This window comes from Pseudomonas sp. LBUM1644 (genome assembly GCF_059716195.1).
Map to the genome: position 1 here is coordinate 4,743,524 of NZ_CP166812.1, position 23,852 is coordinate 4,767,375.

22 protein-coding genes, 4 tRNA genes and 1 pseudogene are annotated in these 23,852 nt (G+C 59.5%); 7 read left to right on the forward strand and 20 right to left on the reverse strand.

Features of this window, described 5'->3' with window-relative positions; all coding sequences use genetic code 11:
- Nucleotides 1–70: 70 nt before the first annotated feature.
- The 8 genes from murB to ACA052_RS21665 all read right to left on the reverse strand — a co-directional run bounded on the left by murB (nt 71) and on the right by ACA052_RS21665 (nt 6,926).
- Nucleotides 71–1,090 carry a UDP-N-acetylmuramate dehydrogenase gene (gene murB / locus ACA052_RS21630; protein WP_497646713.1) on the reverse strand — a complete coding sequence of 340 codons (1,020 nt, stop codon included), beginning with the start codon at nt 1,088–1,090 and terminating at the stop codon, nt 71–73.
- Nucleotides 1,087–1,551 carry a low molecular weight protein-tyrosine-phosphatase gene (locus ACA052_RS21635; protein WP_497646714.1) on the reverse strand — a complete coding sequence of 155 codons (465 nt, stop codon included), beginning with the start codon at nt 1,549–1,551 and terminating at the stop codon, nt 1,087–1,089. The genes murB and ACA052_RS21635 overlap by 4 nt, the downstream gene beginning before the upstream one ends.
- Entirely contained in the window at nt 1,551–2,315 is a 765-nt protein-coding gene (kdsB, locus tag ACA052_RS21640; protein ID WP_497646715.1) for a 3-deoxy-manno-octulosonate cytidylyltransferase, read from the reverse strand. Before kdsB ends, ACA052_RS21635 begins: the two co-directional genes overlap by 1 nt.
- The gene (locus ACA052_RS21645) at nt 2,312–2,497 is read right to left on the reverse strand and encodes a Trm112 family protein (RefSeq protein WP_007945752.1); all 186 of its coding nucleotides are present in this window, start codon (nt 2,495–2,497) and stop codon (nt 2,312–2,314) included. The genes kdsB and ACA052_RS21645 overlap by 4 nt, the downstream gene beginning before the upstream one ends.
- A 25-nt stretch (nt 2,498–2,522) precedes the next feature.
- On the reverse strand, nt 2,523–3,533 hold the full coding sequence (gene lpxK / locus ACA052_RS21650; RefSeq protein ID WP_497646716.1) for a tetraacyldisaccharide 4'-kinase: 1,011 nt from the start codon (nt 3,531–3,533) through the stop codon (nt 2,523–2,525).
- Nucleotides 3,533–3,961, reverse strand: coding sequence for a flagellar polar localization protein PocB (gene pocB / locus ACA052_RS21655; RefSeq protein ID WP_497646717.1), 429 nt, complete (start codon nt 3,959–3,961; stop codon nt 3,533–3,535). Before pocB ends, lpxK begins: the two co-directional genes overlap by 1 nt.
- The gene (gene pocA, locus ACA052_RS21660; RefSeq protein ID WP_497646718.1) at nt 3,958–4,593 is read right to left on the reverse strand and encodes a flagellar polar localization protein PocA; all 636 of its coding nucleotides are present in this window, start codon (nt 4,591–4,593) and stop codon (nt 3,958–3,960) included. Before pocA ends, pocB begins: the two co-directional genes overlap by 4 nt.
- Before the next feature lie 98 nt (nt 4,594–4,691).
- Nucleotides 4,692–6,926, reverse strand: coding sequence for a DNA internalization-related competence protein ComEC/Rec2 (locus tag ACA052_RS21665; RefSeq protein ID WP_497646719.1), 2,235 nt, complete (start codon nt 6,924–6,926; stop codon nt 4,692–4,694).
- 136 nt (nt 6,927–7,062) lie between these two features.
- On the opposite strand from ACA052_RS21665, the gene ACA052_RS21670 reads away from it, so the two are divergent.
- Entirely contained in the window at nt 7,063–7,578 is a 516-nt protein-coding gene (locus ACA052_RS21670; RefSeq protein ID WP_497646720.1) for a DUF2062 domain-containing protein, read from the forward strand.
- Between the two features lie 822 nt (nt 7,579–8,400).
- Here the strand turns inward: ACA052_RS21670 and ACA052_RS21675 are convergent.
- The 4 genes from ACA052_RS21675 to ACA052_RS21690 all read right to left on the reverse strand — a co-directional run bounded on the left by ACA052_RS21675 (nt 8,401) and on the right by ACA052_RS21690 (nt 11,569).
- Nucleotides 8,401–9,180, reverse strand: a complete 780-nt coding sequence (locus tag ACA052_RS21675; RefSeq protein WP_497646721.1) for an ABC transporter permease — start codon at nt 9,178–9,180, stop codon at nt 8,401–8,403.
- On the reverse strand, nt 9,177–10,109 hold the full coding sequence (locus ACA052_RS21680) for an ABC transporter ATP-binding protein (RefSeq protein WP_497646722.1): 933 nt from the start codon (nt 10,107–10,109) through the stop codon (nt 9,177–9,179). The genes ACA052_RS21675 and ACA052_RS21680 overlap by 4 nt, the downstream gene beginning before the upstream one ends.
- A gap of 133 nt (nt 10,110–10,242) precedes the next feature.
- Complete coding sequence (locus tag ACA052_RS21685) at nt 10,243–10,866, reverse strand: glutathione S-transferase family protein (RefSeq protein WP_497646723.1); 624 nt, start codon at nt 10,864–10,866, stop codon at nt 10,243–10,245.
- Between the two features lie 43 nt (nt 10,867–10,909).
- Nucleotides 10,910–11,569 carry a transglutaminase-like domain-containing protein gene (locus ACA052_RS21690; protein WP_497646724.1) on the reverse strand — a complete coding sequence of 220 codons (660 nt, stop codon included), beginning with the start codon at nt 11,567–11,569 and terminating at the stop codon, nt 10,910–10,912.
- A gap of 247 nt (nt 11,570–11,816) precedes the next feature.
- On the opposite strand from ACA052_RS21690, the gene ACA052_RS21695 reads away from it, so the two are divergent.
- Both ACA052_RS21695 and ACA052_RS21700 read left to right on the forward strand, forming a co-directional pair.
- Complete coding sequence (locus tag ACA052_RS21695) at nt 11,817–14,264, forward strand: acyl-CoA dehydrogenase (RefSeq protein ID WP_497646725.1); 2,448 nt, start codon at nt 11,817–11,819, stop codon at nt 14,262–14,264.
- Nucleotides 14,265–14,338: 74 nt separating this feature from the next.
- Nucleotides 14,339–14,746 (forward strand): PA2817 family protein, encoded by a 408-nt coding sequence (locus ACA052_RS21700; protein WP_497646726.1) that lies wholly within the window; start codon nt 14,339–14,341, stop codon nt 14,744–14,746.
- Nucleotides 14,747–14,900: 154 nt separating this feature from the next.
- On the opposite strand, the gene ACA052_RS21705 is transcribed toward ACA052_RS21700, so the two are convergent.
- Nucleotides 14,901–15,890, reverse strand: coding sequence for a LysR family transcriptional regulator (locus tag ACA052_RS21705; protein ID WP_497646727.1), 990 nt, complete (start codon nt 15,888–15,890; stop codon nt 14,901–14,903).
- A gap of 90 nt (nt 15,891–15,980) precedes the next feature.
- On the opposite strand from ACA052_RS21705, the gene ACA052_RS21710 reads away from it, so the two are divergent.
- The 3 genes from ACA052_RS21710 (at nt 15,981) to ACA052_RS21720 (ending at nt 18,104) form a co-directional block, all read left to right on the forward strand.
- Nucleotides 15,981–16,607 (forward strand): alanyl-tRNA editing protein, encoded by a 627-nt coding sequence (locus ACA052_RS21710; protein WP_497646728.1) that lies wholly within the window; start codon nt 15,981–15,983, stop codon nt 16,605–16,607.
- Nucleotides 16,608–16,690: 83 nt separating this feature from the next.
- Nucleotides 16,691–17,461 (forward strand): 2OG-Fe(II) oxygenase, encoded by a 771-nt coding sequence (locus ACA052_RS21715; RefSeq protein WP_497646729.1) that lies wholly within the window; start codon nt 16,691–16,693, stop codon nt 17,459–17,461.
- A 1-nt stretch (nt 17,462) separates the two neighbouring features.
- Nucleotides 17,463–18,104, forward strand: coding sequence for a LysE family translocator (locus tag ACA052_RS21720; protein ID WP_497646730.1), 642 nt, complete (start codon nt 17,463–17,465; stop codon nt 18,102–18,104).
- Nucleotides 18,105–18,218: 114 nt separating this feature from the next.
- On the opposite strand, the gene ACA052_RS21725 is transcribed toward ACA052_RS21720, so the two are convergent.
- The 4 genes from ACA052_RS21725 to ACA052_RS21740 form a co-directional block, all read right to left on the reverse strand.
- A tRNA-Gly gene (locus tag ACA052_RS21725) sits at nt 18,219–18,294 on the reverse strand.
- 3 nt (nt 18,295–18,297) lie between these two features.
- Nucleotides 18,298–18,373: transfer RNA gene (locus ACA052_RS21730), tRNA-Glu, on the reverse strand.
- A gap of 105 nt (nt 18,374–18,478) precedes the next feature.
- A tRNA-Gly gene (locus tag ACA052_RS21735) sits at nt 18,479–18,554 on the reverse strand.
- Between the two features lie 2 nt (nt 18,555–18,556).
- Nucleotides 18,557–18,632, reverse strand: a tRNA-Glu gene (locus ACA052_RS21740).
- A gap of 381 nt (nt 18,633–19,013) precedes the next feature.
- On the opposite strand from ACA052_RS21740, the gene ACA052_RS21745 reads away from it, so the two are divergent.
- On the forward strand, nt 19,014–19,784 hold the full coding sequence (locus ACA052_RS21745; RefSeq protein WP_497646731.1) for a hypothetical protein: 771 nt from the start codon (nt 19,014–19,016) through the stop codon (nt 19,782–19,784).
- A 594-nt stretch (nt 19,785–20,378) separates the two neighbouring features.
- Here the strand turns inward: ACA052_RS21745 and ACA052_RS21750 are convergent.
- From ACA052_RS21750 to ACA052_RS21760, 3 genes and pseudogenes are all read right to left on the reverse strand, one after another.
- Nucleotides 20,379–21,260: a methyl-accepting chemotaxis protein gene (locus ACA052_RS21750; RefSeq protein WP_497650377.1), complete on the reverse strand. Its 882-nt coding sequence runs from the start codon at nt 21,258–21,260 to the stop codon at nt 20,379–20,381.
- Nucleotides 21,240–22,343 (reverse strand): annotated as a pseudogene (locus ACA052_RS21755) (HAMP domain-containing protein); the annotation flags it as partial. The gene ACA052_RS21750 and the pseudogene ACA052_RS21755, both read right to left, overlap by 21 nt.
- A 108-nt stretch (nt 22,344–22,451) precedes the next feature.
- Nucleotides 22,452–23,828 carry an aminotransferase-like domain-containing protein gene (locus tag ACA052_RS21760; protein WP_497646732.1) on the reverse strand — a complete coding sequence of 459 codons (1,377 nt, stop codon included), beginning with the start codon at nt 23,826–23,828 and terminating at the stop codon, nt 22,452–22,454.
- Nucleotides 23,829–23,852: the final 24 nt, after the last annotated feature.

Here is a 23,852-nt window from a genome sequence, read left to right on the forward strand (position 1 = left end):
GGCATTAACAAAAAAGCCCTGCACAGTTATCAGTGTGCAGGGCTTTGAGATCAGTCCTTGAAGCGTAGATTCAATACTGATTCGGCTCCATTTCCAGGTCGACATGGAAACGCTCGGATATATCTTTCTGAATGCGCTGCGCCAGGTTCAGCAATTGCAGGCCGCTGGCGCTGCCGTAGTTGACCAGCACCAGCGCTTGCAGCTTATGCACACCGGCGTCGGCATCACGAAAACCCTTCCAGCCCGCCCGTTCGATTAGCCAGCCCGCGGCCAGTTTCATTTGCCCATCGGGTTGCGCGTAAGCCACCAGGTCCGGGTATTCACCTTTGAGCCGGGCGACCAGCGCTGCGGGCACCAGCGGATTCTTGAAGAAGCTGCCGGCATTGCCGAGCACGGCCGGGTCCGGCAGTTTTTCGTTGCGGATGCTGCAAATGGCCTGGCTGACATCGGAGGCGGTCGGGTGATCGATGCCTTGCTCGGTCAGGCGTTGACGCACCGGGCCGTATTCCAGGTGCAAATGCGCGGCGCGGTCCAGGGTGAAACGGACACGCAGAATCAACCAGCGCCCTGGGTCCTGCTTGAACAGGCTGTCACGGTAGGCGAAGTTGCACTCTGCAAGCGTGAAGTCGCGCAGCTCGCCGGTCTGGCGATCCAGCGCGGTCAGGCCGGCGAACACGTCCTTGATCTCCACACCATAGGCGCCGATGTTCTGCATCGGTGCCGCGCCCACGGTGCCGGGAATCAAGCTGAGGTTCTCCAGGCCCGACAAACCCTGCGCGAGGGTGTGCTGCACGAACGGATGCCAAGGCTCGCCCGCTTCGGCTTCAATGACGACTTTGCTGCCGTCATCGCTCAGGATGCGAATCCCCCGGGTTGCCATGCGCAACACCAGCGACTGGATATCGGCCGTCAGCAGCAAATTGCTGCCGCCGCCAATCACCAGCAGCGGTACATCATGTTCCGCTGCATAGGCCAGCGCTTCACGCACATCGTCATCGCTGTGGGCTTGCGCAAACAAACGAGCCTGAACATCCACGCCAAAGCTGTTGTAAGGCTTGAGCGAAACCTGCTGTTGTACCTGCAAACTCATAAACGGCCTTTCAAATCGATCACCAGCTGGTCGCTCGCGCGTTCGATCAGGTCCAGCACGAGGTCAAAGCCCTGGTCGCCGTCGTAATACGGGTCCGGTACTTCATCGACTTCCGACTGGTAGCGACGCAGAAACAGGTCCAGCTCGGCTTTACTCCTGGCCGGTTGCATGGCTTGGAGATTGCGCAGATTGCTGTGGTCCATCGCCAGGATCAAGTCGTAGGTGGCGAAATCGGCACGGGTCACTTGCTGGCCGCGCTGGGCGGACAGGTCGTAACCGCGCAGCCTGGCCGCGGCCTGACTGCGTCGGTCCGGCGCCTTGCCGACGTGCCAGTCACCGGTGCCGGCGGAGGCGACTTCGATTTGATCGGCCAGCCCCGCTTCGCGCAGTTTGTGCCGCAGCACGCCTTCAGCCGTAGGTGAACGGCAGATATTGCCCAGGCATACGAACAAAATCCGCATCAGGCCTCCAGTAGACGACGAACGCGCTCGAGGTCTTCAACGGTGTCGACGCCGGTTGGCGGGGCGATCGCCGCATCGGCGACGTGAATCCGCACGCCGTGCCACAAGGCACGCAGTTGCTCTAGGGATTCGGTGTTTTCCAGCCAGCATGGGCCCCAGCTGACGAAGTCATGCAGGAAACCGGCGCGGTAGGCATAGATGCCTATGTGGCGGCGGTAGGGCACGCCTTCTGGCAACGTTTCGCGATTTTTTGCAAACGCATCCCGCGCCCAAGGCAAGGTCGCGCGACTGAACGTCAGCGCCAGGCCGTTGAGGTCGCTGACGACCTTGACCACGTTGGGGTTGAACAGGGTTTCAACGTCTTCGATCGGCTCGGCCAATGTGGCCATGCGCGCTTCAGTGTGGGCGGCCAGGTTGGCGGCCACCTGATCGATCACGCTCGGCGGGATCAGCGGTTCGTCACCCTGGACATTGACCACGATGGCGTCAGGGGCCAGGCCCAGTTTCGCGGCGACTTCGGCCAGGCGATCGGTGCCGGAATTGTGATCTTCGCGGGTCAGCACCACTTCGGCGCCAAACGCATGACACGCCTCGACAATGCGCGCATCGTCAGTGGCAACCACCACGCGCTCGGCGCTGCTTTTGCTCGCCTGCTCCCACACGTGCTGGATCATCGGCTTGCCGGCGATCAGCAGCAGCGGTTTGCCCGGCAGACGAGTGGAGGCGTAACGCGATGGGATGACAACGGTAAAGGCGGTGGTCATTTATCCAGACGCTCGTCGGTGGTCAAGGTACGGGCTTCGGTTTCGAGCATCACCGGAATGCCATCGCGAATCGGGTACGCCAGGCCGGCGCCCTTGCTGATCAGCTCGGTTTTGTCGGCGCTGAGCTTGAGCGGGCCTTTGCAGACCGGGCAAGCGAGGATGTCGAGCAATTTGGTGTCCATGAGCATTCCCTGGATAAAAACGGATTTAAGGCAAAAGACGATCCGGCAACAGGCGCATCAGCTGCGTATTGAACCAGGCCACAAAGGCCGGCGATGGCGCGGCATCGACCGCCAGGTACCACCAGTCGGCGGCGGCGAAGGCACGGCACTTCACCGCGTCCTTTTCGGTCATTACCAATGGCAATGACGGTGTAAAACTCAACGCCTGCACGCTGTATTCGGCGTGGTCGGCAAACGCATGGGGAACTGGCTGCCAGTGTAGCGTTTCGAGGGTTGTGAAGAAACGCTGCGGATTGCCGATCCCGGCCACGGCATGCAAGGCCTGACCGGCGGGAAAGTGGTCGAGGGGACGCCGCTCGCCGCTTTGCAGATTGACCAGTTCCGTGGGTTGCAGCTGGAAAGCAAAACCGTTATCGCGATCCTGGGCGGCGCCGTTGTACAGCACCGCATCGACGCTTTGCAGGCGTTCGACCGGTTCGCGCAAGGGTCCGGCAGGCAGGCAGCGCTGATTGCCCAGGCCACGGGCGGCGTCGATCAGCACCAACTCAAGGTCTCGGGCCAGCCGGTAATGCTGCATGCCATCGTCGGAAAGGATCAGGTCCAGCGGCTCACTCGCCAACAATGCTTTGACGGCGCTGCTGCGATCCGGGTCGATCATCAATGGCACGCCGGTGCGCTGCACGATCAACAGCGGTTCGTCGCCCGCGATGCCGGCGCTTTGATCCGCCTCGACGCGCCAGGGCAACTGCGGCGGTTTGGCGCCGTAACCCCGACTGACCACGCCGACTCGCAAACCACTGCGCTGGCAGTGCTGGATCATCCACAGAATCAGCGGCGTCTTGCCGGTGCCGCCCACGGTGATGTTGCCGACCACGATCAGCGGCACGGGTGGCTGATAGATCTCACCCGCGCCCGCCAGGAAACGCTTGCGCTTGCCCATGACGACGCGCCGATACAGCCACTCCAGTGGCTGCAAGAGTTTCAGGGCCGGATGACCCTCGTACCACGCGGCGAGCAAGCGATCGGACATGGCCATCAGGGTGCGGGCGGCGCCGCCTCGACTGTGGTCATGCGCAAATGACTGAAACCGAGCTTGCCGGCGGCGTCCATGGCGGTAATAACGCTTTGATGCTGAGTCTTGCCATCGGCACTGATCGCCAGTGGCCTGTTGGTATCACCGTTGGATTCTTTCTGCAGCGCGTCCATCACGGTGGCCAGGTCGCTCTTGGGCAACACCTGATTGTTCACCGAGAACGTCCCGTCGGCGCTGATGGCGATGTCCAGCTGTTTGGTCTGGTCTTCGGCCGGCGAACCGCTGACGGCTTCCGGCAGGTCGACGCGCAACTGGGTTTCACGGGTAAAGGTCGTGGTCACCACGAAAAACAGCAGCAGGACAAACACCACGTCGATCAGCGACACGAGGTTGATGTCCACGTTCTCCCGTTGCTTGCGGCGGAATTTCACGCTTTGCCCTCAGCCAGATCAACGTCGCGATCGCCCTGCACCACTTCAACGAGCTTGATGGCTTCCTGCTCCATGCCCACGACGAGTTCATCGATACGCCGTTGCAGGAAACGGTGGAAGAACACCGAGGGAATACCGACGATCAAACCCGACGCTGTGGTGATCAAGGCTTTGGAAATACCGCCGGCCAGCACCGCGGCGTTGGTAGTCATGCCCGTGCCCATGAACGAACTGAAGATATCGATCATGCCCAGCACGGTCCCCAGCAAGCCTAGCAAGGGGGCCATGGCGGCAATGGTGCCCAAGGCATTGATGTAGCGTTCGAGTTCGTGGATGACCCGCGCCGCAGCCTCTTCGATGCACTCTTTCATGATCTCGCGACCATGCCTGGAATTGGCCAGGCCGGCGGCAAGAATCTCGCCCAACGGCGAGTTGGCGCGCAGTTCCTTGAGTTTTTCCTTATTGAGTTGCTTGTCCTTGATCCACACCCAGACCTGCCCGAGCAAGTGCTCCGGGGTCACACGGCTGGCGCGCAGGGTCCAGAGACGCTCGGCGACGATCGCCATGGCCGCGATGGAACTCAGAATGATCGGTATCATCATCCATCCGCCGGATTTGACCAATTCCCACACAGTGACAGTCCCCTCGAAAAAGTGCGCCACTCTAACATAGGGGGTCGGCGCACCGAAGACCGTGATGTCGCATCCGGTCGGCCTTTCATCACTCGCGGCTAATGGCCGAGCGCTGGCGGATCGCGCCAGAAGCGGCGTTCCAGACGCATCGTCCAGGGTGGCTTGAAGTGTCCGAGTTGCAGACGAATGGCGCCCTGCCCGGCACTGTCGAAGATCGCCATGCCGCGTTTTCTATAACGTGCAATGACCGTGGAATGCGGGTGGCCAAACGAATTGCCCTGGCCACGGGAGATCAGCACCGCACCGGGTTGCAACACCGCCAACAGCGCCATTGAAGAGGAACTGCGGCTGCCGTGATGCGGTGACTGCAACCAATCGGTGGGCACCGCGAGAGGGCTGTCGAGCAGGGCTCGCTCGGCGGTGGTGTCAATATCGCCGGTCAGCAGTATCCGCTCGCCGTTCGCCTCGATTTGCAACACGCAGGACTTTTGATTGCTGTCACTGGCTGACGCCCATTGCCAAAGCTGAAAGCTCACACCGTCCCAATTCCAGCGTTGGCCGCTTTCACAGCGCTGCGCCTGCAATTGCGCGGGCAGCGCCTCGGGGTCACCACTCAGCACCCGTTTCACTGGCAAGCCGTCGGCAACGGCCCGAGCCCCGCCGGCATGATCGGCGTCGGCGTGGCTGATCAGCATCAGGTCGATCTCGTCCACACCCAGTTTGCGCAAGGTTGGCAACACCACGCGCGCGCCCAGGTCGAAATCACCGAAACGCGGTCCGGCGTCATACAGCAAGGTGTGATGGCGGGTGCGCACCAGGATGGCCAAGCCCTGGCCGACATCCAGTTGCAGTATGTCGGCAATACCTTCTGGCATGGATTCGCGGGGTGGAAAAACCAGCAACAATAGCAATGGCCAACCCAGCGGCCGCAACGGCACACCTCGGGGCAGCAACAAAAGAACGGCACCCAGCGCGCCGAGCATAAAGATCCACCACGGCACCGCGACTGGCACCCACGCCGGCAATTCACCGGCCATCAACGCCAGGCCTTTGAACAGCCAATCGATCAGTCCGCCCGCCAGCCACAACAGCCCTTCACCCACATAGGGAATGGGCAACAATAACGTCCCGAGCAGCGCTGGCGGCAACACCACCAGACTGATCCAAGGCACGGCCAGCAGATTGGCCAGCGGCCCGCTGAGGCTGATCGGCAATCCGAGCACCAGCAACAGCGGGCACAAGCCGATTGCGATCAGCCATTGGGCACGGGTCCAGGTTTGCCACCAGCGCCAAGGGCCCAACCGGCCACCGAAGGTGAAGATCAACACCGCTACCGCCGCGAAAGACAACCAGAAACCCGGTAACAGGCTCGCCAGCGGGTCCAGCAGCAAAACGCCATTGAGCGCCAGCAGCAGCGGCCACCAAGCCCCCAAGTGACGAAAGCGCAGGCGCCACAACAGCACCAGGCCGATCATCACGCACGCCCGGCGCACCGGCACTTCAAAGCCGGCCAGCAGCCCGTAACCGAGCGCCGCGGTGAAGGCGAGCGCACACGCCCAAGGCAGCCAGGGCAAGCGGTTCGGCCACAGACCATAACGTGCCAGACCGGCGATCAGCAGGTACACCAGCCCCGCGAGCAAGCCGATGTGCTGACCCGATATCACTAACAGGTGCACGGTGCCGGTGTCTTGCAATACCTGCCAGTCCTCACGACTGAGTCCTGCGCCATCCCCCAGCACCAACGCGAGCAACGCACCGGTTCGGCCCTGCGCATCAACGGCCTGCAAACGCTGGCGGATACCGTCACGCCAGGCCCAACGGGCTTCGCTCAGCCTCACGCCATCCTTGACCGTGCCCGTTGCGCCAATGTGTTGCGCCAGCAGCCAGGCGTCGTAATCGAAAGCATGAGGATTGAGCAGTCCGGCAGGCCGCTTGAGTTTCACCGCCAGTCGCCAGCGCTCGCCGCTGTTGACGGAGAGTCCGTTGTACCAGGCCAGGCGCAGATGCCGGGGGAGCTTCGTACGCCGTGACTGACTGTCTGTCAGCTCGAATCGCACCACACCGTCGGCATCTTGCGGCAACCCCGTCACCCGTCCTTCGATCCAGCGCGTCTCGCCGTCAAGTGTTTGCGGCAGTCGATCATTCAGCGCCCACTGCGCGTTCGCGCACGCCCAACTGAAGCCGAACAGGAAAAACGCCAGTGGATAAGTTTTAAACGGCAACGCCATCAAACCCACTACCGCAAGCAACATCCATAACCAGACCGGTGGTAACACCGGTAAAAAACGCAAGGCCAACAGACCCAACGCCAGCGCTATCATCCCTGTGCGCATACGTCCGTCCTTGAGAGTTCCCTCCCTAGGCATAGCCGGCCGAACGCACGAGCGTCGTTATTAATTGTCACAAAGTCTGAATGGGTAGCTCATAGAATCAAGACATACTTGCCGCCTTAACCGACCGAGAAGCCCTATGCCCCGGCGCTTATTCAAACGTTACATGCCAGACCCGAAGAGCATCAGGGAACACAAATCCTTACGCTTTCTCGGTACGCTGCTGCATGACCCGAACCTCTGGCACCTCAATCGCCACTCCGTCGCCCGGGCCATGGCGGTGGGTTTGTTCGCGGCATTCCTGCCGATCCCGTTGCAAATGCTGGTAGCCGCCATCCTCGCGATCATGGTGCGCGGCAATATGCCGATTGCGGTGAGCCTGGTCTGGCTGACCAACCCGATCACCATGCCGGCCGTATTCTTTTGCACTTACCAGACCGGTGCCTGGTTGATGGACGTCCCGTCCCGCCACCTGCCGGATGAGCTGACGTGGGAATGGATTAGCGGTGAGCTGTCTACGTTGTGGCAGCCGTTTTTGCTGGGTTCGGTGGTCGTGGGGCTGGTCTTGGGCGCCCTCGCCTATTGCCTGACCATGTTGTACTGGCGCTGGTGGGTTGCGCGGCAATGGAAGCGGCGCAAGCAAAGACGAATGTGAGAATGTAAAACGGCCTCTGCTTGGGAGGCCGTTTTTTTTGGTTGATTGGGGGCATATCCGTTTCTGCGGTAGCGGCTGCTGGCGGTTTCGCTTTTACAGCGACTCCCTTTTCCAAACGCCGGAATGCCGGCCCAGCGAAAAGGAAGCAAAAGGCTTTGCCCCTCCATTCGGTGCCTCGCTATGGCTCGGCATGCCCTCACTCCGGCATTGCTCCGGGGGCGGCTACCGCGGCATCCTTGCCGCGGTGCCCCCTGCGCAACGCCTGCGTTCGGCCTCTGGGAAAGGGGCAGGCAGATCAAAATCTAAAGCAACAGCCAGATCAAAAGATCGCAGCCTGCGGCAGCTCCTACAGTGAGAACGCGTATACCCGCAAGAACTGGTCGGCTGTCAGGCCGCCTTCGCGAGCAGGCTCGCTCCCACATAAAGCAGATCGGCATACGGCTTTTGATGTTCACCACTCAAGGCCGAGCGTTAGCTCGCCTGTAGCTCTTGATCTTGACGCACCGCCCCCTCGTGAGGCCGAGTGGAGGTTCTGCGCAGTGGGCAACCCGGCATGGATGCCGGGTTAGCCGCCCCCGGCCATGGATGGCCGATGGCGGCGGGCCCACGGAGCAGGACCGGAGCGAGGGCATGCCGAGCCACAGCGAGGCACCGAACGAAAGGGGCAAGAGCGCTTGGTTACTTGGCGCTTTTCCAAGTGACCCGCCGTAAGGGCGGAACCATTAGCCGCCGCTACAAAAATAACGGATATGCCCACCATCAAAATCAAATCAAATCAAATCCGCCCAACCCACAACTTCAGCGAGCATCCAACAAGAACAATCAAGTACGCATCCCGCGCCCACTCACCAGCAGCCGAGCGCAACTAATATAAAGCGCCACCGTCGCCACCACCATAAAGGTAATCGCCACACTGATCTTGATGTCCGAAACGCCAAGGATGCCGTAGCGAAAGGCGTTAACCATGTGCAACACCGGGTTCGCCAACGACACCGTCTGCCAAAACGGCGGCAGCAATGTAATCGAGTAAAACACCCCACCCAAATACGTCAGCGGCGTCAAAACGAAAGTCGGAATAATCGAGATGTCATCGAAGTTGCGCGCAAACACAGCGTTGATAAAGCCCAACAGCGAGAAGATCGTCGCCGTCAGCACCACCACCAAAATGGTCACACCCAGGTGATGCACCTGCAAATGGGTGAAAAACAGCGACAGCAACGTCACGATAATCCCGACCATCAAACCACGCAGCACACCACCCAAGGTGTAGCCGATCAGAATGGTATGCGGCGACACCGGCGACACCATCAACTCTTCGATCGAACGCTGGAACTTACTGCCAAAGAAACTCGAGACCACGTTGCCATAGGAGTTGGTGATCACCGACATCATGATCAGCCCCGGCACGATGTATTCCATATAGGTGAAACCACCCATATCACCGATCTGCCGACCGATCAGATTGCCGAAGATCACAAAGTACAAAACCATGGTGATCGCCGGCGGCAGCAACGTCTGCGGCCAGATCCGGGTAAAGCGCCGCACCTCACGGTAGACGATGGTATTGAGGGCAACGAGGTTGGGTTGCAGCTCGGAACTCATAACGCCACCTTCGACAGATTTTTCTCCACCAGGGACACGAACAGCTCCTCAAGGCGATTGGTTTTGTTACGCAGGCTCAGTACTTCGATGTTTTGCTGCGCCAACTGAGTGAACAGCGCCGTGATGCCCATGGCCTTGTCGACCTGAACCTCAATGGTGTGACTGTCGAGCAGCTTCGTCGGATAACCGAGCAACTGCGGTGGCGTGCTCAAGGTGTTCTTGAGGTCGAGCAGGAAGGTTTCCACATGCAGTTGGCCGAGCAACTGCTTCATGCTGGTGTTTTCGACGATGGTGCCGTGGTCGATGATCCCGATGTTGCGGCACAACTGTTCAGCCTCTTCCAGGTAGTGTGTGGTGAGGATGATGGTGATGCCTTTCTTGTTCAGCTCGGTGAGGAAGGTCCACATCGAGCGACGCAGTTCGATGTCCACCCCCGCCGTCGGTTCGTCGAGGATCAGCAGGCGCGGTTCGTGAACCAGCGCACGGGCGATCATCAGTCGACGCTTCATGCCGCCGGACAGCGAACGCGACGGCGTATCGCGCTTGTCCCACAGACCGAGCTGGGTCAGGTACTGCTCCGCGCGTTCCTTGGCGATTTTCGGCGGGATACCGTAGTAACCGGCCTGGGTCACCACAATATCGAAGGTCTTTTCGAACTGGTTGAAGTTGAATTCCTGAGGCACCACGCCAATTGAGCGCTTGAGCTGCGCAGGATTCTTGTCCAGGTCGTGACCGAAGATATTCACCGTTCCGCTGGATTTGTTCACCAGGGTCGAGAGAATGCCGATGGTCGTGGATTTGCCGGCGCCGTTGGGGCCGAGCAAAGCGAAAAAGTCACCTTCGGCGACGTCCAGATCGATACCACTCAGGGCCTGGAAACCGTTGCCGTAGGTTTTGGTTAGCTGCCGGATGGACAGAGCGGAACTCATATCGGATTTACGCACCAAGATGGGGGGAAAGGGACGAACAAGGGCGAGTGGCGACGAACACAGCCACGGCGCATGAGCGCAATGGTGCTTGTCGTCGCCACACAAGTACAGTCAAGTGTGTCGATAGTGAGTATTAAGTCAACGCGGTCATGACCGCTTTCTGATACGCCGGACGCTGTTTCAGGCGTGCATACCAGGCTTCCAGATGAGGCTGCGGCGCACGCTCGATCGGCATCTCGAACCAGGCATAAATGAAGCTGCCCAACGGGATGTCGCCCATGCCGATTTCATCGCCCGACAGGTACGGCTTGGCGGCCAGCGCCTGATCGGCCATCGCCAGCAACTCGTCGCATTCCTTGATGGCGGCGTTGATGGCGGGCCAGTCCTGCTTGTCTTCCGGGGTGCGCAGCACGCCCCAGAACACCGTACGGAACGGGCCGGCAAAACTCGATGTGGTCCAGTCCATCCACTTATCGGCCGAGGCACGGGCCTTCAGATCGCTGGGGTACCACGCGGTGCCGCTGGCGTGGACGGCCATCAGGTAACGCACGATAGCGTTGGATTCCCACAGCACGAACCCGTCGTCTTCAATCACCGGCACGCGACCATTGGGATTCATCGCACGATATTCAGGCGTGTCGACCACGCCAAAGGCGCCGCCCGCATCGATGGCTTCATAGGCCAGGCCGAGCTCTTGCGCGGCCCACAAAGGCTTTCTGACATTCGACGAATTTTTCCGACCCCAGATCTTCAGCATGACCGCCTCTTTATGGATGAATGCGCAGGCAGCATACGCCGGATCAGGCGCGACTCAAATCGCTCTGCATATCCCCCAGCAGCGGCGGCAGTGTCTGGCTGAACAGGTGCGGATAGCACTTTTCCAGGTGCTCGAAAAAGAACACTTCAGGCACGTCGGCAAACTGGCCGTGATCGATCAGGTATTCCATCAATTGCTCGCCGGCGCGATTGAAGGGATGGAACACGCTGTCGTTGATCCCGTCGAATTCCAGCGGCGCAACGTTGAACAATTCGCAGAGCTGCTGGTTGAACGCCGGGGTGGCTTTGACCCAGCGGCCGTTCAGGTACAGCTCTGTATAACCATGCATGGCGAACACGTCACTCTTGAGCAACGCCAGCAAACGTGGGGTCGACAAATGATTGCGCACATCCGCCAGACCGATCCGCGCGGGAATCCCGCAGTGCCGGGCTGCGCCTGCCAGCAGCGTCGCTTTGGGCACGCAATAACTTTCCCCGGCGGCCAGCGCATAACTGCCACACAAAGTGTCTGGATCGCGGCTGAACGTATAAGGGTTGTAACGCACGGTCTCACGCACGGCGTAATAGAGATTGATCGCCTGCTCGAGCGGGTCGCGACGGTTACCGCGATGCTTTTCGGCGAACTCCACCACCGACGGATGGTCACTATCGATGAAGCGGCCGGGACTCAGGTACTCGTGCATGAGGACAATCTCCTTTGGAAGCCACGAGTCTAGCGACAGGCTCAGCACAGGTGTAACGACGTTTCGGCCAAACTTGGACGTTTGCCGTCCGCCCAACGAACGATTTGCGCGGTTCGATGGCAACCGGTCCTACAAAACTCATCCAAGGTTTCCCACGATTTCAATCACAGCGCTCTGACCACCGCGTTTCGCGGATGCCGTCTAAGCTCTGAAGGTTGTTTTTGCCCTGTTTCACGGAGGATTGAATATGCTGCTGTTGTGGATACTGGTTCTGGTTATCGGGATTGCGTACCTGGCTCACCGGCGTATCGCCCCGCTGCCCGCCCTGGGCATCGTGGCGGTCTACGTCGTTGCGATGGGCGCGTTCAGCCACGCTCCGGGTTGGCTGCTGCTGATTTTCTGGGTGTTGATCGCGGCGGTCGCAGCACCGTTGTTGCTCCCCGACCTGCGCCGTAAATTCTTCAGCGCGCCACTGTTCAGCTGGTTCCAGAAAACCCTGCCACCGATGTCGGAAACCGAACGTGACGCCATCGACGCCGGCACGGTGTGGTGGGATGGGGAACTGTTCAGTGGTCGCCCCGACTGGGACAAACTGCTGTCCTATCCAAAAGCGCAATTGAGCGAAGAAGAACAGGCCTTCATCGACGGCCCGACCGAAGAACTCTGCGCCATGGTCAGCGACTGGCAGATCGGTCAAACCATGGATCTGCCTGCCGCAGCCTGGACCCACATCAAGGAAAACGGCTTCTTCGCCCTGATCATTCCCAAGGAGTTTGGCGGCAAGGGTTTCTCTGCCTACGCCCACTCCCAGGTCGCGATGAAACTGGCGACCCGTAGCGGCGACCTCGCCTCCACCGTGATGGTCCCCAACTCCCTCGGCCCGGCCGAACTGCTGCTGCATTACGGCACTGACGAACAACGCAACCATTACCTGCCACGACTGGCACGCGGCGACGACATTCCGTGCTTCGCATTGACCGGGCCATTGGCTGGCTCCGACGCCGGCTCCATGCCCGACACCGGGGTGATCTGCAAAGGTCAATGGGAAGGCAAGGAAACCCTCGGCCTGCGCCTGAACTGGGAAAAGCGCTACATCACGCTGGGTCCGGTCGCCACCCTGCTCGGCCTGGCCTTCAAGGCGTATGACCCGGATCATTTGCTGGGTGACGAAGAAGACTTGGGCATCAGCCTGGCTTTAATCCCGACCGACACTGAAGGCGTTGAGATCGGCCGTCGCCACCTGCCATTGGGCGCGGCCTTCATGAACGGGCCGAACGCCGGCAAGGACGTGTTCGTTCCTTTGGACTTCCTCATCGGCGGTCAGGAAATGCTCGGCAAAGGCTGGATGATGCTGATGAATTGCCTGTCGGTCGGGCGTTCGATTTCGCTGCCGGCGGTGGGCACTGGCGCGGCGAAGTTCACCAGTCTGGTGACCGGCCAATACGCGCAGGTGCGTGAGCAATTCAACGTTCCCTTGGCCGCGTTCGAAGGCATTCAGGAAGCCATGGCGCGCATCGGCGGTAACGCCTGGATGATGGACGCCGCGCGCATGCTGACCGCCAACGCGGTGGATCTGGGCGAGAAACCGTCGGTGCTGTCGGCGATTCTCAAGTATCACCTCACCGAACGCGGCCGCGAGTGCATCAGCCACGCCATGGATGTGCACGGCGGCAAGGCGATCATCATGGGGCCGAACAACTACCTCGGTCGCAACTGGAATGGCGCGCCCATCTTCATCACCGTGGAAGGCGCGAACATTCTCTCGCGCAACCTGATGATCTTCGGCCAGGGGGCGATTCGCTGCCATCCCTTCGTGCTCAAGGAAATGGCCCTCGCCGGCCGGGAAGACAAGGACCAGGCCCTCACCGAGTTCGATGGCCTGCTGCTCAAGCACATCGGTTTCGCGGTCAGCAACGCCGCCAGCACCCTGGTGCTGAACCTGGGCTTTGGGCACCTGGAACATGCGCCGGGCAACAAGCTCAGTCAGGGCTACTTCCGTGCGCTCAATCGTCAGGCTGCTGCGTTTGCCATGCTCGCCGACCTCAGCATGATGCTGCTGGGGGGTGAACTGAAACGCCGCGAACGTCTGTCGGCACGGCTGGGGGATGTGCTCAGCAACATGTACCTGGCTTCGGCGGCGCTCAAGCGCTACCACGACCTCGACTCGCCGGATCACATGGCACCGCTGTTTACGTGGGCCATGGAGGAAAGCCTTGGCCAGTCCGAACGCGCGCTGGATGAACTGCTGACCAACTTCCCGAATAAAGTGCTGGGTTGTCTGTTGCGAGTGATCGTGTTCCCGTTCGGCCGCCGTCACAAAGGACCGTCGGACAAACTCGGTGCCGAAGTCGCCGCCGTCATCGGCCGCGCCAAGGGCGATCCGACATTGGAGGAATTGCTCGGTGGTTGCTACCGTCCGCAATCGGCGGATGACGCGGTCGGCGCCCTGCAACACGCCTGCAACCTGCTGAATGCGGCGCAGCCATTGCAGAAAAAACTGCATGTCGCCCTCAAAAGTGGCCAAGTCAAACCGGCCGCCGGGGAACACGTCATCGACGCAGCGCTGGAGGCTGGCGTGTTGCAGCCCGTGGAAGCGCAGACCTTGCGTGAAGCCGAAATGGCGCGGCGCAAGGTAATTGATGTCGATGATTTCGACAAAGAGCAGCTGACGCTGGCTGACGGCAAGGTCCGCTGATCCAGCCCAGCCTGTAAAAAGAGGCGCCGGAGCTTTATACTCCTGCGCCTGTTTTGCTCTTGAGGACTTATCTCGTGTCCAACATCGTTGCCGATCATCTCGTTTTGCTCGACCACCTGCGCAGCATCCTGGTCGCCGTAGGTGAGGCCGAGCAGGTTCCCGAAGAAAGCCATGCCTTGTTCCTGGAGCGCTTTGACGAACTGCGTGCCTTGCTGCCGATCGACCCGATCGAAAGCCAATACCTGGGCCAGGACATTCTGTGCCAGGTGATCACCCGCTACCCGCAAATCGCCCACCTGGTCCCGCGCGACCTGCTGTGGTACTTCGCCGGCGACTGCCTGCATTACATGCCCGATGACGAAATCGACTTGTATCAGGCGCTGGAAGAGCGTCGTTTCGAAGCCGAACAGAACGATGAACCGTTCGACTGGAATCAGGAAAAACAACTGCTGGCGATGTCGAACGACGACAGCAAGCACTGATCCACGACCGGAAATACAAAAGGCCCGCATGGTTGAACATGTGGGCCTTTTTTTGTCTCGCAGATCAAAAGATCGCAGCCTTCGGCAGCTCCTACAGGGTGAGCGAGATTCCAATGTAGGAGCTGCCGCAGGCTGCGATCTTTTGATCTTGTGTTCAATACAACCCATCACTCTCGGGCAACTCATACTCCGCCGCGACCTTACCCTGCGCCCCCGGCTTACTCAAGGTCGGTTCCTTCTCCAGGCATTCCACCAGATAATCGATAAACGCCCGCAACTTCGGCGGCAGGTATCGGGTTGGCGAATGCAGCAACCAAGCGCCACCATGGTATGAGGCCAGAAAGGTCCAGTCCGGCAGCACCTGCACGATCAACCCCTGCTCCAGCGCATAACGCGCAGTGAAATACGGCAAGCTGCCGATGCCGATGTGCTGCAACACGGCGCCCAATCGCACACCGGTGTGATTGGCGGCATAACGCCCACGCACACCGACTGTCACGGCTTTGGTGCCTTTCTTGAATTTCCAGCGCGCATCGCTCGGCGTTTCGCCCAGGTAGATGCAACTGTGATTGAGCAAGTCATGGGGATGGGTCGGTGTGCCGTGTTCGGCCAGGTACTGCGGCGTGGCACAGAGCATATGGTCGATGGTCAGCAATTGCCGCCCGACCAGCCCGGCGGGTGGCCGATCAGTAATGCGAATCGCCAGGTCGACATTGTCATCGATCAAATCCACCTGCCGGTCTTCAAGCATCAATTCCACATCCACTTTGGGATAACGCCGAAGAAATTCGGGCATGTGCGGATGAATCACAAAACGCCCCACGGCCTTCGGCACGCTGACACGTATCAGCCCTTCCGCTTCCTGGGTGAACTGGCCGCTGATTTCCATCACCGACTTGGCCGCACTGACCATGTCCTGGCAACGCTTGAATACTTCCTCGCCACCGTCGCTCAAGCGCAGCTTGCGCGTAGTCCGTTGCAGCAGACGGGTGGCGAGCGCTTTCTCCAGACGGGAAATGCTACGACTGACCGCCGAAGGTGAAGAACCCAACTGACGAGCAGCCTCGGAGAAACTGCCGGTCTCGACAACCTTGACGAAAATCGCCATTTCACCGAGCAGCGGCAGTGGAAGATTTATGCTCACGACGCAACAGTCCTTTGAGATTTGAACGGATTATCACGCAATTCCACCCTCCCTATAATAAAAAACAGAAATTCTGATAAGGGCTGGAATATGACGCTTCGCCTCTTTTTCCATAGCGATGACCTCAAGGCCAATGTGGAAGTCCTGGCGTGCACGCCCCATGAGAACGAATTCGCCGTGGTACTGCGCGCCACATTGTTTCACCCGCAGGGCGGCGGACAACCCTGCGATACCGGTTGGATCGGCGAAAGCCAGGTGCTGCGGGTCGTGCAGGATCCGGACCGGATCATCCATTTCGTCGATCAACCGGTGAAGCTCGGCATGACCCAGATTCGGGTCGACGAACAACGTCGCCAGTTCAATACCCGCATGCACTCCGCCGGCCATCTGATCGGCCACTTCGTGCAGGCCTTGGGCTGGATGCCCATCAAGGCGCATCACTGGCCGGGCGAAGGTCGAGTGCAATTCAAACCGGCAGAGTCCGCGCAGGAAGTTGATGCACAGGCCGTTCAGTTTGGCATTGAGCAGTGGATCGCCGATGACTGGCCGCGCCTGACGTCGTTGCGCGAAGGCGCCCGAGAAATCGGTTTCGGTGAACTGCCTGCCTATGGTTGCGGCGGCACCCATGTACGTAGCCTGAAGGATTTGGGCACGGTCACGATCGCCTCCCTTTCGCAGAAGAAAGGCACGCTGTCAGTTCACTACAGCGTGGACTGACTCGTTGGGCGGTGTCATCGCCTGATGCCGGGGGAGCGCGCATTCGCGCCTCCCGTTGACTCTCTGATAGATGGACCTGAGACATGATGCTTGACGTCGAGCGTCTCGATGAGACGTGCATAAAAAAACTGGCCAACGAAGAAGTCCTCGCCCTCCGCGTCAAAGGCTTTCTGCCCCGACCGCTGGCGATTCAGATCGGCGACAAGATCCTTGCTCCTGGCTTCGAGGGTTACATCAACGCGCCGAGTATCGGTCGCATCGGCATGGCGTTTTATGAAGCGGAAAACCAGCCGCTGCTAATTGAAGATTACTTCGAGCGGGCCACCCGCAACATCGCGGAGTTGCGCAATCGCTGCGCGCCCTACTCATCCCCGATCGACACCCTGCGCTGCATGCTCGACGAATCCTGGCCGGCGGGTGCGCACCTGGAGAATCTCTACGGTCGCAAGATGTACGTCGGGCTTTCAAGGGTGGTGAAACCCGGCGTGTGCTTCCTGGCTCATCACGACATTTTTGCCAAGGATGCCCCGGACAGTTTCCAGGCGCGAAGCCTGGAGGCGCAGTTCGCCTGCAATGTTTACCTGAACATGCCAACCGAGGGTGGCGCGCTGCAGATCTGGGACGACGATATTTCCCCGGACCAGTTCGACGAAATGCGCGGCAGCAGCTACGGCATCGACCCGTCCCTGCTCGGCCCACCGACCCTGGAGATCCATCCCGATCCGGGGGATTTCATCATGTTCAATTCACGCCGCATGCACTCGGTGACACCAGGCGTGGCCGATCCGCGCCTGAGCCTTTCATTTTTTGTCGGTTATCGCGGCAATGCTTCACCCCTGACCTTCTGGAGTTGAGATGCAGTTTTCAAATTACCTGGGCGAGTTCCTGGCGTTGGCGATCATCCACTTCCTGGCCGTGGTCGCACCCGGTCCGGACTTTGCCGTCACCATCCGCCAGAGCGTGCGATTCGGGCGAATGGTGGGAATCTGCACAGCATTGGGCATTGGCGCAGGCATTTCCGTGCACGTGCTTTACACCTTGCTTGGCGTCGGCGCGCTGATGCACACGACCCCCTGGTTGTTGACCGTGGCCAAGGTCGTGGGCGGTGCCTACATTTTGTATCTCGGTGTCAGCCTGCTGCGCAGCAAACCTAAAACCGTGCTGGAGGGCGACAACGGCACCGACGATCCGGTGGTCGAGCAAACGCTGCTGAGGGCGTTCACCACTGGTTTTCTGACCAACGCCACCAATCCCAAGGCCACGCTGTTTTTTCTCGCGATCTTCACCACCATCATCAGCGCCACGACACCGCTCAAGATTCAGGCGCTCTACGGTGTCTGGATGTGTTTCGTGAACGCCCTGTGGTTTGTCATCGTTGCGCTGTTCTTCTCAAGCAGCAGGGTGCGGTTGCTGTTCATGCGCTTGGGGCACTGGTTCGAGCGGAGCATGGGAGTGATCCTGATCCTGTTTGCGGGGCGACTGATTCTGTCGATGTAAAAACCCGGCCTTACAAAACGCCCGCACAGTCTGACTGGCGGGCCTTTTTCAGGATGAAATGCAAATAACGCGCACACAAAAACGCCGCTCAATGAGCGGCGTTTTTGTTAAATATGGAGCGGGAAACGAGACTCGAACTCGCGACCCCGACCTTGGCAAGGTCGTGCTCTACCAACTGAGCTATTCCCGCAAATGGCGTCCCCTAGGGGACTCGAACCCCTGTTACCGCCGTGAAAGGGCGGTGTCCTAGGCCACTAGACGAAGGGGACACGCTAACTGAAACACATGGTGTGTATTTCAGTGCCCAAATCCGTATCCGAAGATACCGGTTCTGGTTTCACTCAGCGCTGCCCGAAAGCAACGCTGTTTAAAATTGGAGCGGGAAACGAGACTCGAACTCGCGACCCCGACCTTGGCAAGGTCGTGCTCTACCAACTGAGCTATTCCCGCATTGGCGTCCCCTAGGGGACTCGAACCCCTGTTACCGCCGTGAAAGGGCGGTGTCCTAGGCCACTAGACGAAGGGGACACACGTACAACATTCACTTCCTACCGCGTTTCGCTCTGTGCTTTACGCTGTAAGTGGCGCGCATTCTATGGATGGATTGAGGGGTCGTCAACCCCCTGATATAAATTTATTTAAATCAATGACTTCGCCCTGCTTTGAGACGCGGATCCGGCTTTTCGCCCCCCCGGCATCTGACGTGTATATTCTGACACCCGCCAAGACGTTATAGTCCACCCACGCGAAGATGGTGGCAATGTGCACCTCGCACACCATTACTTATATAAGCAGCAACGCGGCCGATATAGACGGAGAGGTAGCCGGCTCAACACGCCGAGCGGCGCTATGCGCTTCACTGGCAAAGCCACTACACTCGCACGCGAACCCTATGAAGAGGTCTTACCGTTGACACCACTCATGATCACCCTGCTAGTCGTAGCCGGGATCGCACTATTGATCGCCATTGGCTACATGAACCATGTGGTGGAAAACAACAAACTGGAAAAGGCCCGCGCCAAGGTAGAGCTCAACGATCGCCTGCGTCGCTGCGGTGAAATCACCGAGACGTTCCCTGGCCAGTTGATGACTCCGGCGCTCAAGCTGCTGTTGACCCGCCTGGAACTGAACGTTTGCCAACGCTTGCTCAACCTGGAAAAAACCAGCAGCAACCTCAGGGCACGCATTACCGAGCTGACGGCCCTTGCCGCCCAAGGCGAATCGATCCCGGTCAATAACCCGCCAGCGCCGATCCAGACCGAAGCCAAAGCCAAGGACGTCCGCTTCCTGCTCGAAGCCCTGCACGGCCAAATCACCCGCGCTGCACAGGATGGCTACCTGCCGACCAACGAAGCCAAACGCTGGATCCGTGAAGTTCGCCATATCCTGGTCCTGCTGCATATCGAGTTCTTCAACCACCTCGGCCAGCAATACCTGCAACAAAACCAGCCTGGCCAGGCCCGCCTGGCGTTCGAACGCGGCGTGCAATACCTGCGCAAACAGCAAGAGCCGCAGGTGTATGCCGAACAACTGGAGTACCTGGAAAAACTCCTGGCGCGTGCCAATGCCATGGTGATGGACAACATCGCCTCGGTTGAAGCCGAAGCCAACCAGTTGAACGTAGGCCTCAAAGACGTCGAGGCCGATGCGGACTGGAAAAAGAGAGTGATCTACGACTGATCAGCAAAAACAGGAAAGCCACCGGAAGGTGGCTTTTTTTTGAGTTGGATTTGACACGTGAGTACATCCAAGAAAGCAGGTCGACTGTCAGGCCGCCTTCGCGGGCAAGCCCGGCTCCCACAGGAACTTGGGTACAGCTGGGGGGACTGGTCGGCTGGCAGGCCGCCAAGATCAAAAGATCGCAGCCTTCGGCAGCTCCTACAGAGTCAAAGGCGAACGCCCGCTTTTCACCACTCATCAGGCCGAGCGTTAGCTCGCCTGCAGCTCTTGATCTTGATCCACCCGCCCTATATCGGGAGGCTGAGTGGAGGTGTGCATCCGGGGAGTGGCGCGCAGCGCCGTTCGACACAGTCGAACACGCTGCATGTAGGTCGTCGCGAAGCAGACCGGAGGGCAGTGTCCCCGGATGGATACCGGAGCGAAGGAACGCCGAGCCTTAGCGAGGGGCCGGACGCTCGGGGCGAGCCTTTTTTTGCTTACCTTTTTTTGGCGTTTGAAAAAAAAGTGAGTCGCCGTAAGCGCGAAACCCCAAGCGGCCGTTACCGCAGCAACGGATATGTACCCCATCAAAAATCAAAAATCAAAAATCAAAAATCAAAGCCGAAAGTGCCCCACCATCCCCTTCAACTCAACCCCCAACTGCGCCAACTCATTACTGGAAACCGCATTCCCCTGCATTGCCAACGATGACTGATCCGCACTCGCGCGAATACTCGTCACACTGCGATTAATCTCCTCCGCCACCGAACTCTGCTCCTCGGCGGCGGCCGCAATCTGCTGATTCATCTGCTGAATCAACGATACAGCCACCGCAATACTCCCCAGCGCACTCTCAGTCTGCAACGCATCACTCACCGCCAGCTTCACCAACTCGCCACTGCTCTGAATCTGCTGCACAGAAGACTGTGCGGCCGAGCGCAAGGCGCTGACCAGTCGTTCGATCTCCTCCGTCGATTGTTGAGTGCGCTTGGCCAGTGCCCGCACTTCATCGGCCACCACCGCAAAGCCCCGACCCTGCTCGCCTGCCCGAGCCGCTTCGATGGCCGCATTGAGCGCCAACAGATTGGTCTGCTCTGCCACACTCTTGATGACGCTCAGCACCGTGCCGATGTTCTGGATTTCTGCGCTGAGGCTTTCAATGCTGGCACTGGCCGAACTGGCCGAGTCCGCCAGTTGCTCGATCCGCGCCATGCTCTGACGCACCACCGCCTGGCCACTTTCGACTTTGCCATCCGCTGTCTGCGCCGCCTGGGCGGCTTCTTCCGCGTTAAGCGCAACATCGTGCACGGTAGCGGTCATCTGATTCATCGCCGTAGCGACCTGCTCGGTTTCTTCCTTCTGGCTACTGACCTCAAGATTGGTCTGCTCAGTCACTGCCGAAAGCGATTGTGCCGAGCTGGCCAACTGCTCGATGCCGGCCTGCAAACCGCTGACAATACTGCTCAGGCCCGCGCCCATTTGCTGCATGGCCTGCATCAATTGGCCGATCTCGTCTCGGCGGGTCACTTCAACGGTCGCACTCAAGTCGCCAGCGGCGATCTGCTGCGCCACTCGAATCACACTGCGCAACGGCGCCACAATCAAACGGGTAATCACCAACGCAGCAATCAATCCGACCAGCAAAGCCAATGCCGACGAACCGATGATCAACAGCGAATTCTTTTTCAGCTCCGCCTGCATCGAGTGATCTTCGGCGACATAAGCCTGATCAACCCGCTCCATCACCTGAGCGGCGCGTTGATGCAGTTGCTCATAGACCGTTTTTTCCTGTGCCAGCAGGCCGGTGTACTCCGTGAGTTTTTCGCTGAAACTGCCGATGTGGCCGGTGACTTCATTAAGGACAGTCTGATAGCCCTCATCCTTGACCGTGGTTTTTAACTGCTCCGCCTGGGTCAGCGCCTGGTCGGCCTGCTCGATCTTGCCCTGCCCTGCGCTGTCGTCACCCTTGCGGCTCTGATCCAGGCGCACACGCGCTTCGTTCATGGCTTGCAACATCAACCGCGACACCTGGCTGACCTGACTGGCTTGCTCAATAAATTGCGAACCGTCCTTGCCCTCGGATTCTTTCAAGGCATAGGCGCCGTCGTCGGCGAGTCCGGCCTGCAACACGTCAAGGTTATTGGCCACGCTGGACACCGACCAACTGGCCATTTCCAGTGCCAGGTCCTTGGCCTGGCTGAGCGAGACGAACTCGTCAAAGGCCTTGCGATAGGCCCCCAGGGACTGCTCGACGTCATTCATCACCGGCACGTTGGCCGCAGACGCTTCTTTCAGCTGGGTCGCCAGGGCAATCAAGGCGTCAACGCCCTGGTGCAAGGTATCGGCGGTTTTCGGATTGCCGTGCAACGCGTATTCCTGCTCAAGCAGTCTCACCTTGAGCAAACCGCTGTTGAGCGACGACATCTGCTTGAGACCATCGAAGCGATGACTGATGGTTTGCAGGGACCATACGCCGATAGCGGCCACCAAGGCTGTCAGCAGCAGCACCAGTACAAACCCGACACCCATTTTTTTCGCCATACCGAGGTTGGCAAAACGTCCTTGCACGGCCGAAATCATTGCGCTTAGTCCCCTGCCATTGTGAGTTGACGCAGATTCGCAACGGGCCTTTGCCAACACAAGTCTCTGGCGTCGGAATAATGGCAAAAAGCTACGCACGCGTCGTTTTCAGAACGCTTTAGGTCGATCCCGAGCGGTGGCCTGAAAAAACGCCCGGGCGCGTGGATCACAGGCACAGGCTACATTGATGCGTTGCCAGTCGCTGGTTTCACCCGTGGGACTGAATGCTGCCGCAGGCGCAAGCAAGATACCAAAGCGCCGGGCCTGCGAACGCACCTGAGCGTAGTCGGACATCCGCGATCGCGCCCAGATAAACAGGCCTCCAACGGGTTTACCGAAGACCTCCCAATCGGCATCTTCGAGCGCCTGCAGCGCCGCCGCCCTATCGCTGCTCAGACGCTGGCGCTGGCGCTGTACCAACTTGCGATAGGCACCACTGATCAACAGGCATGCCAACACCGACTCGCCAAACCGTGAAGCGCCCATACTGCTGATCATCTTGATCTCGGCCAGCCGCGAAATAACCTCGGCGTTGGCCACCACAAAGCCAACCCGCAACGAACTGCTGAGCGTTTTGGAATAGCTGCCGACGTAAATCACATTGGCCTCCAGCGCAGCGAGCCGCGTACCGGGGCCGCTGTGCAGATCTGCCAGGACGTCGTCCTCGATGACCTGCACGCCATGGGTTTTGGCCAGTTGCAGGACCCGCTGCGCCACCACCGTCGTGAGGCAGCTTCCCGTCGGATTGTGAAAGAAACTGTTGATGAACAATCCACGAGGCTTGTACTGCTGCAAAAGCACCTCCAGCGCTCCGATGTCTGGCCCGCGAGGGGTCCTGGGGACTTCGATCATGCTGACACCGTGCAACCGGAGCAGATCGAACAGCGAGGGATAGCCGGGATTTTCCACAACCACGCAATCACCCGGCTTGAACAAGGTGCGCACGATCAGGTCGAGCCCCTGACTGGCGCCCGCCGTCGTCAGGACGCAATGGTCCTCCACCACGATATCCAGCTGTTTCAGGCGCTTGAGGATTTGTTGACGCAGGGCTGGCAGGCCCAGCGGCGTGCCGTAGCTGAATAGACCGGCCATGTCGGTACGGGTGACATGACGGATCGCGTAGCTCAGGTCGTCGGTCTCACGCCAGCTGTCGGGAAGTCCGCCATTGCCCAGTTGCAGATGACTGTCTTGTTTGGCCTCCACGTCCTCGAACCATGGAGAATCCTGTTGACCCTGAGCAGCCAGTGGCGCAGCGGCAACAAAGAAACCGGCCCCATGACGCGAAGCCAGCAACCCTTGAACCACTAGACGCTCGCACGCCTCAACCACGCTGTGTTGACTGAGCAAATTGATTCGCGCGATTTGCCGCACGGACGGTAATCGCGTTCCCGGCGGCACCTTGCTGCAATGGAGCCAGCCGGTTAGCGCGTCGACGATTTGCTGTACGACCGGCACCAATGCCTGTCGATCGATTCTCAACTCCATGAGCAAGCAAACTCCTGTTCGTTT

Excerpts from the sequence above, each read along its gene's own strand:
- murB (WP_497646713.1), bottom strand. The coding sequence starts at position 1,090 with ATGAGTTTGCAGGTACAACAGCAGGTTTCGCTCAAGCCTTACAACAGC.
- ACA052_RS21635 (WP_497646714.1), bottom strand. The coding sequence starts at position 1,551 with ATGCGGATTTTGTTCGTATGCCTGGGCAATATCTGCCGTTCACCTACG.
- kdsB (WP_497646715.1), bottom strand. The coding sequence starts at position 2,315 with ATGACCACCGCCTTTACCGTTGTCATCCCATCGCGTTACGCCTCCACT.
- ACA052_RS21645 (WP_007945752.1), bottom strand. The coding sequence starts at position 2,497 with ATGGACACCAAATTGCTCGACATCCTCGCTTGCCCGGTCTGCAAAGGC.
- lpxK (WP_497646716.1), bottom strand. The coding sequence starts at position 3,533 with ATGGCCATGTCCGATCGCTTGCTCGCCGCGTGGTACGAGGGTCATCCG.
- ACA052_RS21665 (WP_497646719.1), bottom strand. The coding sequence starts at position 6,926 with ATGCGCACAGGGATGATAGCGCTGGCGTTGGGTCTGTTGGCCTTGCGT.
- ACA052_RS21670 (WP_497646720.1), top strand. The coding sequence starts at position 7,063 with ATGCCCCGGCGCTTATTCAAACGTTACATGCCAGACCCGAAGAGCATC.
- ACA052_RS21675 (WP_497646721.1), bottom strand. The coding sequence starts at position 9,180 with ATGAGTTCCGAGCTGCAACCCAACCTCGTTGCCCTCAATACCATCGTC.
- ACA052_RS21680 (WP_497646722.1), bottom strand. The coding sequence starts at position 10,109 with ATGAGTTCCGCTCTGTCCATCCGGCAGCTAACCAAAACCTACGGCAAC.
- ACA052_RS21685 (WP_497646723.1), bottom strand. The coding sequence starts at position 10,866 with ATGCTGAAGATCTGGGGTCGGAAAAATTCGTCGAATGTCAGAAAGCCT.
- ACA052_RS21690 (WP_497646724.1), bottom strand. The coding sequence starts at position 11,569 with ATGCACGAGTACCTGAGTCCCGGCCGCTTCATCGATAGTGACCATCCG.
- ACA052_RS21695 (WP_497646725.1), top strand. The coding sequence starts at position 11,817 with ATGCTGCTGTTGTGGATACTGGTTCTGGTTATCGGGATTGCGTACCTG.
- ACA052_RS21710 (WP_497646728.1), top strand. The coding sequence starts at position 15,981 with ATGACGCTTCGCCTCTTTTTCCATAGCGATGACCTCAAGGCCAATGTG.
- ACA052_RS21715 (WP_497646729.1), top strand. The coding sequence starts at position 16,691 with ATGATGCTTGACGTCGAGCGTCTCGATGAGACGTGCATAAAAAAACTG.
- ACA052_RS21720 (WP_497646730.1), top strand. The coding sequence starts at position 17,463 with ATGCAGTTTTCAAATTACCTGGGCGAGTTCCTGGCGTTGGCGATCATC.
- ACA052_RS21750 (WP_497650377.1), bottom strand. The coding sequence starts at position 21,260 with ATGCAGGCCATGCAGCAAATGGGCGCGGGCCTGAGCAGTATTGTCAGC.
- ACA052_RS21760 (WP_497646732.1), bottom strand. The coding sequence starts at position 23,828 with ATGGAGTTGAGAATCGATCGACAGGCATTGGTGCCGGTCGTACAGCAA.